Source organism: Gelidibacter sediminis (assembly GCF_004364975.1).
GTDB classification, from domain to species: Bacteria; Bacteroidota; Bacteroidia; order Flavobacteriales; family Flavobacteriaceae; genus Gelidibacter; species Gelidibacter sediminis.
The window spans coordinates 1-13,819 of the sequence record NZ_SOBW01000007.1; the positions used below are offsets into that span (position 1 = coordinate 1).

A 13,819-nucleotide genomic window follows, 5' to 3' on the forward strand; every position below is an offset into this window, starting at 1 on the left:
GTAAGTACTACATTCTTTATATCCGTATTCCCTGCCGCATCCGTTGCCGTTACCGTAACGGTCGTTGTCCCGTCGTGGACAAGGGAGACCTTGGAGCCAACGGCAGGGCTTTGGGTGATGGTCACCGTACAGTTGTCAGTGGCACTTCCCATGACATCTGGGACCGTAATCTCACAATCTGCATCTAAATTAACATCATCGTCCGATGCTACCGTAAGGACTGGGTTGGTAACATCCTTAGCGGTAAGTACTACATTCTTCACATCAGTATTCCCTGCCGCATCCGTTGCCGTTACCGTAACGGTCGTTGTCCCGTCGTGGGTTAGGGAGACCTTGGAGCCAACGGCAGGGCTTTGGGTGATGGTCACCGTACAGTTGTCAGTGGCACTGCCCATGACATCTGGGACCGTAATCTCACAATCTGCATCTAAATTTACAGCCTGGTTTGAATCGGCCGTAAGGACCGGAGCAGTAACATCCTTAGCGGTAAGTACTACATTCTTCACATCAGTATTCCCTGCGGCATCCGTTGCCGTTACCGTAACGGTCGTTGTCCCGTCATGGACAAGGGAGACCTTGGAGCCAACGGCAGGGCTCTGGGTGATGGTCACCGTACAGTTATCAGTGGCACTGCCCATGACATCTGGGACCGTAATCTCACAACCTGCATCCAAGTTAACATCATCGTCCGATGCTACCGTAAGGACTGGGTTGGTAACATCCTTAGCGGTAAGTACTACATTCTTCACATCAGTATTTCCTGCCGCATCCGTTGCCGTTACCGTAACGGTCGTTGTCCAGTCGTGGACAAGGGAGACCTTGGAGCCAACGGCAGGGCTCTGGGTGATGGTCACCGTACAGTTATCAGTGGCACTGCCCATGACATCTGGGACCGTAATCTCACAACCTGCATCCAAGTTAACATCATCGTCCGATGCTACCGTAAGGACTGGGTTGGTAACATCCTTAGCGGTAAGTACTACATTCTTCACATCAGTATTTCCTGCCGCATCCGTTGCCGTTACCGTAACGGTCGTTGTCCCGTCGTGGACAAGGGAGACCTTGGAGCCAACGGCAGGGCTTTGGGTGATGGTCACCGTACAGTTGTCAGTGGCACTTCCCATGACATCTGGGACCGTAATCTCACAATCTGCATCTAAATTAACATCATCGTCCGATGCTACCGTAAGGACTGGGTTGGTAACATCTTTAGCGGTAAGTACTACATTCTTTATATCTGTATTCCCTGCGGCATCCGTTGCCGTTACCGTAACGGTCGTTGTCCCGTCGTGGACAAGGGAGACCTTGGAGCCAACGGCAGGGCTTTGGGTGATGGTCACCGTACAGTTGTCAGTGGCACTTCCCATGACATCTGGGACCGTAATCTCACAATCTGCATCTAAATTAACATCATCGTCCGATGCTACCGTAAGGACTGGGTTGGTAACATCCTTAGCGGTAAGTACTACATTCTTCACATCAGTATTCCCTGCCGCATCCGTTGCCGTTACCGTAACGGTCGTTGTCCCGTCGTGGACAAGGGAGACCTTGGAGCCAACGGCAGGGCTTTGGGTGATGGTCACCGTACAGTTGTCAGTGGCACTGCCCATGACATCTGGGACCGTAATCTCACAATCTGCATCTAAATTTACAGCCTGGTTTGAATCGGCCGTAAGGACCGGAGCAGTAACATCCTTAGCGGTAAGTACTACATTCTTCACATCAGTATTCCCTGCGGCATCCGTTGCCGTTACCGTAACGGTCGTTGTCCCGTCATGGACAAGGGAGACCTTGGAGCCAACGGCAGGGCTCTGGGTGATGGTCACCGTACAGTTGTCAGTGGCACTGCCCATGACGTCAGGGATTGTAATTTGGCAGCCTACGTCTAAGTTTATATATTGATTTGCTGCAGGAGTTAGGGCTGGTTCCTCGTCATCGGTGACCGTAACGGTCATGCTGTCCGTGGCTGCGGTAGTGATCCCGTCGGTATTGGTATAGGTTATTGTGGTGATCCCAGAGCTGAAGGTCTGCGTCCCAACTTGGCCAGTGCCTGAGGCAACCGTTGCACCGATCATTGCCCAGGATAGTGTGCTGGAACAGTTGTCGTTAAATGTTGCGTCCGGTATTGCAATGCTCGCCGTACATACACCTGCATCCATACCCTCTTCGATATCGGAAGCGGCCGTCACCGTAGGGGACTCGTCATCGGTGACCGTAACGGTAAATGTGCATGTTGTGCTATTACCAGACTTATCCGTCACTGTCCAAGTAATTGTCTCTAAGCCTTTAGGTATTTGTTCTCCGGCGAGTGTAGACCCGCCATTTAAACTATTTGTGAGAGAAGCTATACCACAATCATCATTTGCTACCGGATCAAATTCGGTACCTATTACCGTGTAAAAACAAAAATCAGCATCTGAGCTTTTCGTTTGGTCAGCAATACATGATATAGTTGGAGGTATATATTCTTTAACAGTTACGGAGAATGTGCATATAGCGGATTGGGGATTATTTGTTAAATTATCATATTCTTGGTAAGTAACAGTTGTTACCCCTACTGGAAACGAAGATCCAGAAGGTAATCCTGTTATAAGTTTCATATGTCTTATAGGATTATTACTTGTAGGTGGAGTATATGATACAATACGCTCACAGGCACTAGGCATAATAACATCTCTAGTAATACTTGGAGTACAGTATAAAACTCCTTTTAAAGCTGAATCACTAATGGAATATAAATAACTAAATTCGATAATCAATGGTTTATTTGACACCTGATTTCTCCCGGTCAATTTACCCAACTTAAGCGCTTCAAATTTTGGGTTATAATTGAAATTTTGGTTGTAGGTGTTTGGAACTTTATTAACTGTAAAAAAATGATTATTAAGAATAGAGCTCCCTAACATCACTTGACCTATCAAAAGAAATAAGGCAAGTTTTAAGAATTTAGAGTAGTAGTTCATCATATACACTGTTTGGTTGGTAGTCAAAAAATTGGCAAATATGGTATATATAATTCAAAACCATGATGCCTTTACATAATTAAAAGCGAATTGACTGTAAATGAGGGAAGCACGAAATTAATATAAGTTTTCGTATTGACAAAATAAATCATCGATAAAATGCATAATAATCCTACGAACGGTAGTTTTTAACCCCAAAATTCTTACTTATAATCGATAAAATGTGAAATTCATACCTTATAATGTATAATTAATTGGTCATGAAAAAAAAAGTGGCCATCATTTTGACAGCCACTTGTTTTCAATAATATTAAGTAATATTGTATTTATTTTTTCGGAATATGCTTTAAAATCTCCAACACATACTTCCAATATTTTTGTGCAGAAGAAATTTGTGCACGCTCATCTGGTGAGTGGGCACCTTTAATATTAGGTCCAAAACTGATCATGTCCATGTCAGGGTAATTCTGACCTAAAATTCCGCATTCTAACCCTGCATGGCAGGCCGCTACATGTGCATCTTTGCCATTCATTTCTGTATATAATTCAGAGAGTACTTTTAAGATAGCCGATTCCATATTTGGTTTCCAACCTGGGTAGTCTCCAGAAAATTCTACTTCGCAGCCTGTCAATTCAAAGGTAGCACGTAGCATGTTGGCTAAATCCCATTTAGAAGATTCAACTGAAGATCGGGTTAAACAACCAATTTTAATAGCACCATCTTTTACGATAACGCGGGCAATATTATTTGAAGTTTCCACCAAATCTGGAATATCTGGACTCATACGGTACACACCGTTACAAGCAGCATAAAGCGCTCTAGTCAAGCCTTCTTGCACGCCTAAATCCATCATCAATTTAGGCGTTTCGACCTTAGTGATTTCAACGGTTAAATTAGGCTCAATAGTCTTATATTCGGTGGTGATATCAGAAATCATCTCCTCCATTTCGGTTGCAAATGCTTGTTCATTTATTGTATCAATTGCCACAATAGCATTACTTTCCCTAGGAATCGCGTTGCGGAGACTTCCTCCATCAATTTCAGAAATACGCAATCCGAAATTTTCAAAGCCGTCAAAAAGCAAACGGTTCATCAATTTATTGGCATTCCCAAAACCTTTGTGAATGTCCATTCCTGAATGGCCACCTTGCAGACCCTTCACCGTAATCTTATAACCTGTTTTAAACTCTGGAGTTTCTTCTTCGGTGTAAGCTCTTGTCGCGGTCACATCAATTCCACCGGCACAACCTACGCCAATTTCATCATCTTCTTCAGTATCCAAATTTAAGAGTATCTCGCCTTGCAATAAACCGCCTTCCAAACCTTTGGCGCCCGTCATGCCTGTTTCTTCATCAATCGTAAACAATGCTTCAATAGCAGGATGCGGAATCGTCTTGCTTTCTAAAATGGCCATAATGGTAGCAACCCCCAAACCGTTGTCGGCACCTAACGTCGTGCCCTTAGCGCGTACCCAATCGCCATCAACATACATCTCAATCCCTTGGGAATCAAAATCAAAAGTGGTGTCGTTATTTTTTTGGTGCACCATGTCTAAATGCGATTGCATGACAACCGTTTTACGGTCTTCCATCCCAGCAGTCGCCGGTTTTTTGATGATGACATTACCTACTTTATCTTCAAAAGTTTCAAGACCTAATTTCTCACCAAAATCTTTCATAAATGCAATAACGCGTTCCTCTTTTTTTGAGGGGCGGGGTACAGCATTTAAATCGGCAAATTTATTCCAAAGCTCCTGAGGCTCCAATTGTCTTATTTCTGTGTTCATGTGTCTATTTTATGTTGTGTCACAAAGGTACGGATTCGTGTATGTTATATAAAACTATTTTCTATTTTTGAAGGATGCGCAAACACACCAAACTTTTTATTGCTCTTTCATTGCCTCTTCAAATCGTACTTATAAAAGTATTGTCAAATTACCCTGAATTTGTTGAAGCATATTACAGCAAAGGAGTCTACAAATGGATTTCTAAAGCAATGCATTTGGTGTTTGGATGGGTCCCATTTTCAGTTGGAGATATTTTTTATACGATGGCTATTATCTATATCATAAGATGGCTTTTTAAGAATAGAAAACGACTGAGAACTGACACCAGAAATTATGTGTTGGATATTCTATCGACCATTTCCTTAGGTTATTTTGCCTTTCACATGATGTGGGCGTTCAATTATTACCGCTTACCCCTGCACCAATCTCTTCAAATTGAAAACGAATATTCTACAGCCCAGTTGGTAAACACCACTAAAAATTTAATTACAAAAACAAATCTGATACACAGCATCATAAAAGAACATGATACCAGTATGGTGATTATGCCCTATTCTAAACGCGAACTCATTGCCTTGGCGCCCAAAGGTTATGCACAACTCGCTAAAGAATATCCAAATCTTGCCTATAGAACAAGTAGTTTAAAACGCAGCATTTACAGTCTGCCCCTAACCTATATGGGGTTTAGCGGATATCTGAATCCGTTTACCAATGAAGCACAAATTGACGGACTTATTCCTGCTTATAAATATCCTACGACCACCAGTCATGAAATTGCACATCAATTAGGCTATGCTGCTGAAAATGAGGCGAATTTTATAGGTGCCATGGCGGCTATGAAGCACGAAAACATCTACTTTAATTATTCAGGTTACTCCTTTGCGTTACGCCATTGTCTGAATGACATCTATATGAGAGACCCCCTAATGTATCAAGAATTGTTGATGACCGTAAATGTAGGAGTCTTAAGAAATTATGAAGAGACACGTCTTTTCTGGCAATCTTATGAAAATCTGTCCGAGACATTTTTTAAAAACACATATAGTGGTTTTTTATTGGCAAACAATCAAAAAGGAGGTATTGAGAGTTACAGTTATATTGTGGCTCTTTTGGTCAATTACTTCGATAATCACCCGCTATAAACGTTAAAAAATTCTTAATACTATTCTAAACTCTTCATAATATATATCTTTAGAATTCATTAAGCTAACTAATTTATCAACCGTATGATTAAAACACTTTTTACACTCATGACCTTCATGTGCAGTTTTTCTATGCTGCTTGCACAAGACTATTTCCCAAAAAATGATGGTGTATCTTCAAAAAACACTAATTACACTGCAATTACCAATGCAAAGATTTACGTAACTCCTTCTCAAATTATTGAAAAAGGGACCTTACTTATTAAAGATGGAAAGGTAGTGGCTTCCGGAACCTCGGTAACCATCCCAAAAAATGCCACACAGATTGATGCTACAGGTAAAAGCATCTACCCTTCTTTTATTGATATGTATTCTGATTTCGGAATTGAAAAACCAAAACGTCAAGGCGGCGGTAGAAGTGCACAATATGACCCATCGCGTACTGGATTTTATTGGAATGATCATATAATGCCCGAAAACAATGCTATTGATGAATTTAAATATGATTCTAAAAAAGCTGAAGATTTAATTAAAGCTGGTTTTGGTGTTGTTAACACGCACATACAAGATGGCATTGTACGCGGTACTGGAACATTGGTCGCTCTTAATTCTGATGCCGATAATTCGATGCGCATCATTGATGCAAAATCGGCACAATACCTTTCATTTAGTAAAAGTGTAAAATCCAATCAATCCTACCCTTCTTCAATTATGGGAAGTATGGCCTTATTGAGACAATTATATAATGATGCCGATTGGTATGCTAAAGGCCATTCTAAAACTAAAGATTTATCAATTGAAGCCTTGAATAATAATAAATCTATGGTTCAGATTTTTGAGGCAGGCAGCAGAGCCAATAATTTACGTGCTGATAAGGTAGGTGATCTTTTTAACATCCAATACATTATATTAGGTGGTGGTGACGAGTACGAGCGTCTTGACGAGATTAAAGCAATGAATGCGCCAATGATTATTCCTATCAATTTTCCAGACGCCTATGACGTTGAAAATGCATTTTTGGCCTCTACGTTGTCCATTCAAGATATGAGAGCTTGGAATCAAAAACCGACCAATCCAAAATTGTTGGCTGAAAAAAATATCGCTTTTGCGTTGACAATGCACGATTTAAAATCTTCTAAAGACTTTAAAGCTAATCTATTAAAGGCTATTGACGCTGGATTATCTAAAGAAAAAGCATTGGAAGCCTTAACAACGGTTCCGGCGCAACTGTTAGGTAAATCTGATAAAATTGGATCCTTGAAAAATGGTGCATATGCTAATTTCCTCATTACTTCTGGTGATATTTTTGATAAGAAAACTACGTTATATGAAAATTGGGTTCAAGGTTACAAAAATACAATTGAAGACCGTAATACTATTGATATAACCGGCACATATGCCTTTTCTCTAGCTGGCGAGAATTACGAGATGACGCTTTCTGGAGAACCGAACAAATTAAAATCAGAAATTACCGCTAACAATAAAAAACGCGGCTCAAAAATAACCTATGCCAATGATTGGGTAAATATTGCATTTACCACTCAAGACAGCACAAAACAAGAATTTATAAGAGTGGTCGCTACTGTTGACACTAACAAAAACCTTAACGGAAAAGCCATTCTACCTACAGGTAATGAACTGAGTTTTTTCGCCAAACAAACAGAAGCAAAGAAAGAAGATACTAAAAAGGACGATGAAGATGATGATAAAAAAGAAGTTACTGCGTCAGTATCTCCCATCACTTTTCCTAATAATGGGTACGGTTTTGAAACCTTACCTAAAGCAGAGACCCTATTATTTAAAAATGCGACCGTTTGGACCAATGAAAAAGACGGTATCTTAGAAAGTACAGATGTCCTAATCAAAAATGGTAAAATCGCCAAAATTGGCAAAAACTTATCAGATGGAGGCGCTAAAGTGATAGATGCAACGGGCAAACATTTAACCTCAGGGATTATTGATGAACACTCCCATATTGCGGCAGCCTCCATTAATGAGGGCGGCCAGAATTCTTCCGCAGAAGTGACTATTGAAGACGTTATTGATGAAACGGATGTCAATCTTTACAGAAACCTCGCTGGCGGTGTCACTTCCATTCAAATATTACATGGATCTGCAAATCCTATTGGAGGACGTTCGGCCATTATCAAACCTAAATGGGGACATGCGGCTAAAGATTTAATCTTTACTGACAGTCCGAAATTTATAAAATTCGCTTTAGGAGAGAACGTTAAACAATCCAATTGGGATGGTTCACGCTTCCCGCAAACGAGAATGGGCGTTGAGCAAGTCTATGTAGATTATTTTACAAGGGCGAAAGCTTATGAAGCACTCAAGAAAACTGGCAAACCGTACCGCAAAGATGCTGAAATGGAAACATTGGTTGAAATACTGAATGGCGAACGTTATATTTCTTGTCACTCGTACGTTCAAAGTGAAATTAATATGTTTATGAAAGTTGCAGAACAATTCAACTTTAAGGTTAACACCTTTACCCATATTTTGGAAGGCTACAAATTGGCAGACAAAATGGCGGAGCACGGTGTTGGTGGTTCTACTTTTAGCGATTGGTGGTCTTATAAATATGAAGTTAATGACGCCATTCCATACAATGCTGCTATTATGCACGATGCTGGCGTAACGGTAGCAATTAATAGTGATGATGCTGAAATGAGCCGTCGTTTAAATCAGGAAGCTGCGAAAACCGTAAAATATGGTGGTGTAAGTGAAGAAGAAGCTTGGAAATTTGTCACTTTAAATCCTGCGAAACTGTTGCATATTGACGATCGTGTAGGAAGTATTAAAGTTGGTAAAGATGCGGATGTTGTATTATGGACAGACCATCCTCTATCAGTGTACGCCAAGGCTGAAAAAACGATTATTGAAGGGGTTACTTATTTTGATTTGAAGCGTGATGAACAAATCAGAACACAGATCAAAAAAGAAAGAAGCCAACTGATCAATGACATGTTGCAAGCTAAGAACAAAGGCCTGAAAACACAGCCCATCAAGAAGAAAGAAAAAGAATTATTGCATTGCGATTCGGAATAGTTTGTTAGTTATCAGTTGGCAGGCTCCAGTCTTCAGTTGGCAGTCTGCAGTGAGAAAAAAAAGTATTCGTGAATCGTGGCTCAAAAAAACATAGTTAAATATTCATAAGATTTCCTCTTTTGAGGATTTAAACAGATTTCAAATGAAAAAAAACATATACATATTACTCCTCGCAATGTGCACCAGCTTTGGTTTTGCACAACAAACACCTGCCTCCAAGCAGACTAAAACGATTGCTATTACTGGCGCTACAGCGCATTTAGGTAACGGTGAGGTAATAGAAAACAGTCTAATTATCTTTAAGGATGGAAAATTAACCACAGTATCCAAAGCCTCACAAACTGATTTATCAGGAATGGAGGTCATTAAAGCAGATGGCAAACATGTTTACCCTGGATTTATTGTGCCTTCTTCAACCTTAGGATTAGTAGAGATAGATGCTGTTAAAGCTACTTCTGACAATCGTGAGATGGGTGAGATGAACCCACACATCAGGAGTATTATTGCTTATAATGCAGAATCTAAGGTTATAGAATCCATGCGTCCAAACGGGGTATTGTTAGGACAGATTGCTCCTCAAGGAGGTCGTGTTTCTGGAACCTCATCTGTAGTGCAATTTGATGCATGGAATTGGGAAGATGCCACCGTAAAAGTCAACGATGGAATTTACATGAACTGGCCAAGTAGTTTTACGCGTGGCAGATGGTGGCTAGGTGAAGACCCAGGATTAAAAATTAATGATAAATATGCTGAGCAAGTTGATCAGGTGGTCTCATTCTTTAACGAAACAAAAGCTTATGCTGCAGGGAATCAACCTGTAATTAATTTACCATACGCCGCGACCCAAGGCTTGTTCGATGGATCAAAAAAACTATACATTCATGTTGATGATGAAAAAGGCATAACTGATGCCATTCATTTTGCAAAGAACAATAATGTAAAGCACATGGTTATTGTAGGCGGAAGTGAAGCTTATAAAGTTGCCGATTTATTAATACAAAATGACATACCTGTCATTTTACAACGTGTACACTCTTTACCTAGTAGAGATGATGATGATTATGATATGTCCTACAAACTCGCCAATCTACTTGTAGAAAAAGGTGTTTTGGTGGCATTAAATGCTAATGGACAAATGGAACGCATGAACTCTAGGAATCTTCCGTTTTACGCTGGTACTATAGTAGCTCATGGATTAGATAAAGAAGAAGCCCTAAAATTAATCACTTCCAATACTGCTAAAATTCTAGGTATCGACAGCGATTATGGTACTTTGCAAGCTGGTAAAAGCGCTACCCTTTTTATTAGTGAAGGCGACGCACTAGACATGCGGACCAATATATTAACCCACGCCTTTATAGATGGGCGATCCGTGAGTTTAGAATCACACCAAACTGAATTGTACAAACGTTATGACGAGAAAATTAATTCAGGAAAATAGTTAAATGAAGCTGGAAGCTGGAAGTAAGAAGTTTTTTGTTTCGAATTTTATATTTAAAATTTCAAAATTAATTACAAATAAAAATCTGTCACGCCCCATAATCCGGGAATGACAGATTTTTTTTATTACTATACGCGTATAGTTAATCAAATAATAAACTAAGATGACAAGGCCAAAGGCTTCTACGAATCAAGTCTTGATTCTTAATTCTTGATTCTTGATTCTTAGTTCTCACAGCGCAGCGGTCTTACTACCAACAAAACTACTGCACCAACTCAGCACCTTCAGGTCTGTTATACACTCTAATATCCATTTTTACCGTAGTCAACATCGGACTTACAAACTTTACTTCATTTTTAATTGTTGTAGGTTGATTATTTTCATAATTATACCATGCCATAGTTTCCGGCAATAACAAACCTTCAACCTCTTGCCAATTGCTATAGTTTATAAAATGGTAATCTTTTGATTTCTCATTTTTACCATAGGTAACCGTATAGGCTAACCACGCCATTTTATTCGTGTCCGCATCATAGTATAAAATATACTCATCATCAGGAGATGCTCCTACTCCACTTTCATAAGAGATCTTTATCCCAGGATAAGTTTCGCCTTCAAACACTAAAGGTTTCGCATCTTCATAAATAATACCATCATCAGCCAACACAAATGGCATTGCATAAAAATAAAACATCAAATTATAGTAAAATTTAGGATCACCTTCATATTTTGTTTTCTCCGAATTTTTAAGCCATATCACCTCTCCATCATATCCAATGGTATGCTTGGGCATTTCTATAAGGGAGTAACGGTCCTTTAAATCAGTAGTTGTAATTTCATAACCGCCTGGCTTTTCAACAGAAAATTCCAATGTTGTCATCTCATTCCAAGTGTCCAGTCCACCGTGGGCATCAAATATTTTAGTTATTGTTTCAGGATAGGCGCTAGTAGTCACATCCAATTCTTCTTCCGTGTACGGTTCAGTTTCAGGTTTTGTCTCGGTGGTCTTATCTTTACATGACGCCATAACGGCAAGCATCAGGGATAAATAGAGGATTCTTTTCATAAATTTATGAGATTTAAACTAAATGGTTATTTACTAATACAAAGATAAAATTACGTAATAAACAAGGTTGAAAATTATCGGCACTCCATTCAATTTATACAGAATGCCATAATTCTTAGCTCTTATTCAGTAAATTTGTGCCAGCAAAATACTACTTATCTGTGAATAAAGAAATAACAAGTGTCCAAAACACTTACATTAAAACCCTAGTCCAGCTTAAGGAAAAATCTAGAGATCGTAAAAAATCAGGATTGTTTTTAATTGAGGGCGCGCGCGAAATTAGTTTGGCTATAAAAGGAAATTATCAAATTGATACCGTGTTATACATACCTGAACTAATTTCTGAAGCACAGGTTAATAGTTTAGCGAGACAATCAAGATCACTCATAGAAATATCAAAAGAAGTATACCAAAAATTAGCCCATAGAGATACTACTGAAGGAATTATTGCCGTGGCCAAAACAAAAACTCACGAATTACGGGATATTCAATTTAAATCAGAACAGCCTTTAATTTTGGTGGCTGAAGCCCCAGAAAAACCTGGAAATATCGGTGCAATATTAAGAACCGCTGACGCTGCCAATGTGGATGCCGTCATTATTGCCAATCCTAAAACAGATTTGTACAATCCAAACATTATCCGCAGTAGCGTGGGCTGTATATTTACTACCCAAATTGCCACAGGCTCTACCGCTGATATAATTTCATATTTAAAAGAAAAACAAATTGCCATTTATTGTGCCGCATTGCAAGCGTCTAAAATCTATACTGCTCAAGATTTCAATACAGCCAGCGCTATTGTAATGGGTACTGAAGCCACTGGTTTAAGCGATGCATGGCTACAAGAATCTACCCAAAACATTATTATTCCTATGCTGGGCGAAATAGATAGCATGAATGTTTCGGTTGCAGCTGGAATCCTCATTTATGAGGCTAAAAGACAACGCGATTTTAAATGATAAAACTGTCAACTAAACACTGATAACTGATAACTGAGCACTGAGCTCCGAGAACGACCAACTGAAAACTATAACCATGACTGCTACTGTCCTTTTCTATATTATCATTACTATTATTATCATTGATTTTATTGTTCATAAAATATTGGATGCTTTAAACGCCAAACATTTTAATGATCCCATCCCAGCTGAGTTGGCCGATGTATATGATCAGGAAGCCTACCAAAAATCACAGCGCTACAAAGCCACTAATTATAAATTCGGAGTAATTACCTCAACATTTTCATTGGTATTGACCTTGTCGTTTTTACTGTTTGATGGCTTTGAATTTGTAGACACCATAGCGAGAAGTTATAGTGACAACAGCATTATTATTGCATTGATTTTCTTCGGAATTATCATGTTGGGCAGTGACCTTCTCACCACGCCATTTTCATTTTATCAAACCTTTGTAATTGAGGAAAAATTTGGGTTCAACAAAACCACGAAAAAAACATTCCTCCTAGATAAACTAAAGGGACTATTGATGTTAGGAATAATAGGTGGCGGCCTGCTGGCAATCATTATTATGTTTTACCAGGCAACCGGAACATATTTTTGGCTCTATGCATGGACGTTGGTAGCGGTGTTTAGCCTTTTTGCCAATTTATTTTACGCGCGACTCATTGTCCCATTATTTAATAAGCAAACGCCTTTGGAAGCGGGAGACTTAAGAGAAAAAATTTCGGCGTATGCAAACTCGGTAGGTTTTAATTTAGACAAAATTTTTGTCATTGATGGATCCAAACGCAGTACCAAAGCCAATGCCTATTTTTCTGGTTTTGGTAGAGAAAAACGCGTAACACTTTACGATACCTTGATCAACGATTTGCAAGATGAAGAAATAGTAGCGGTGTTGGCGCACGAAGTTGGACATTACAAAAAAAAACACATTATCTTCAACATGATTGCGTCTTTATTACTGACGGGACTCACGTTATATATTCTGTCGATATTTATTTCTAATCCATTATTGTCCTATGCGCTTGGTGTTGAAGTACCAAGTTTTCATGTCGGTTTGATTGCTTTTGGATTACTGTACTCGCCAATCTCAGAACTAACGGGGTTTGTAATGAATCATTTCTCACGCAAGTTTGAATACCAAGCAGACGATTATGCCAAAAATACTTACAAAAGCGAGCCATTGGTGAGCTCATTAAAAAAGCTATCAAAAAACAGTTTGAGCAACCTTACGCCACATCCGGCGTACGTTTGGGTGCATTATTCTCACCCTACACTATTGGAACGTGTCAGAAATTTGAGAAAGTAATTAATTTAACAAATCCGTTCTAAACTATTAATAGTGACGCTTTACTCAAATAAGCGGCCTTTATTTTTAAAAGTTTTGTAACTTAAGCAGTCATTTTAAAT

The 13,819-nt window shown here is 39.4% G+C and carries 8 protein-coding genes; 5 read left to right on the forward strand and 3 right to left on the reverse strand.

Going from position 1 to position 13,819, the window contains the following annotated elements:
- Both BXY82_RS00060 and BXY82_RS00065 read right to left on the reverse strand, forming a co-directional pair.
- The coding region (locus BXY82_RS00060; RefSeq protein ID WP_133756145.1) for an HYR domain-containing protein at nt 1–2,966 on the reverse strand (2,966 nt) is incomplete at its 3' end.
- Nucleotides 2,967–3,289: 323 nt separating this feature from the next.
- Complete coding sequence (locus tag BXY82_RS00065) at nt 3,290–4,750, reverse strand: aminoacyl-histidine dipeptidase (RefSeq protein ID WP_133756146.1); 1,461 nt, start codon at nt 4,748–4,750, stop codon at nt 3,290–3,292.
- A 74-nt stretch (nt 4,751–4,824) separates the two neighbouring features.
- Between BXY82_RS00065 and BXY82_RS00070 the strand changes: the two genes are divergently transcribed.
- From BXY82_RS00070 to BXY82_RS00080, 3 genes are all read left to right on the forward strand, one after another.
- Entirely contained in the window at nt 4,825–5,892 is a 1,068-nt protein-coding gene (locus tag BXY82_RS00070; RefSeq protein ID WP_133756147.1) for a DUF3810 domain-containing protein, read from the forward strand.
- 84 nt (nt 5,893–5,976) lie between these two features.
- Nucleotides 5,977–8,943 carry an amidohydrolase family protein gene (locus BXY82_RS00075; RefSeq protein ID WP_166643235.1) on the forward strand — a complete coding sequence of 989 codons (2,967 nt, stop codon included), beginning with the start codon at nt 5,977–5,979 and terminating at the stop codon, nt 8,941–8,943.
- Between the two features lie 142 nt (nt 8,944–9,085).
- Nucleotides 9,086–10,384, forward strand: coding sequence for an amidohydrolase family protein (locus BXY82_RS00080; RefSeq protein WP_133756148.1), 1,299 nt, complete (start codon nt 9,086–9,088; stop codon nt 10,382–10,384).
- Nucleotides 10,385–10,646: 262 nt separating this feature from the next.
- Here BXY82_RS00080 and BXY82_RS00085 read toward each other — a convergent pair whose 3' ends face one another.
- Nucleotides 10,647–11,450, reverse strand: a complete 804-nt coding sequence (locus BXY82_RS00085) for a DUF6503 family protein (protein WP_133756149.1) — start codon at nt 11,448–11,450, stop codon at nt 10,647–10,649.
- A gap of 161 nt (nt 11,451–11,611) precedes the next feature.
- On the opposite strand from BXY82_RS00085, the gene BXY82_RS00090 reads away from it, so the two are divergent.
- Together BXY82_RS00090 and BXY82_RS00095 are read left to right on the forward strand one after the other, a co-directional pair.
- Nucleotides 11,612–12,409, forward strand: a complete 798-nt coding sequence (locus BXY82_RS00090) for a TrmH family RNA methyltransferase (protein WP_133756150.1) — start codon at nt 11,612–11,614, stop codon at nt 12,407–12,409.
- Nucleotides 12,410–12,485: 76 nt separating this feature from the next.
- Nucleotides 12,486–13,718 (forward strand): M48 family metallopeptidase, encoded by a 1,233-nt coding sequence (locus tag BXY82_RS00095; RefSeq protein ID WP_133756151.1) that lies wholly within the window; start codon nt 12,486–12,488, stop codon nt 13,716–13,718.
- Nucleotides 13,719–13,819: the final 101 nt, after the last annotated feature.

What these genes read in the sequence shown, in the direction of transcription:
- BXY82_RS00065 (WP_133756146.1), bottom strand. Translation starts at nt 4,750, where the DNA reads ATGAACACAGAAATAAGACAATTGGAGCCTCAGGAGCTTTGGAATAAA.
- BXY82_RS00080 (WP_133756148.1), top strand. Translation starts at nt 9,086, where the DNA reads ATGAAAAAAAACATATACATATTACTCCTCGCAATGTGCACCAGCTTT.
- BXY82_RS00075 (WP_166643235.1), top strand. Translation starts at nt 5,977, where the DNA reads ATGATTAAAACACTTTTTACACTCATGACCTTCATGTGCAGTTTTTCT.
- BXY82_RS00095 (WP_133756151.1), top strand. Translation starts at nt 12,486, where the DNA reads ATGACTGCTACTGTCCTTTTCTATATTATCATTACTATTATTATCATT.
- BXY82_RS00085 (WP_133756149.1), bottom strand. Translation starts at nt 11,450, where the DNA reads ATGAAAAGAATCCTCTATTTATCCCTGATGCTTGCCGTTATGGCGTCA.
- BXY82_RS00070 (WP_133756147.1), top strand. Translation starts at nt 4,825, where the DNA reads ATGCGCAAACACACCAAACTTTTTATTGCTCTTTCATTGCCTCTTCAA.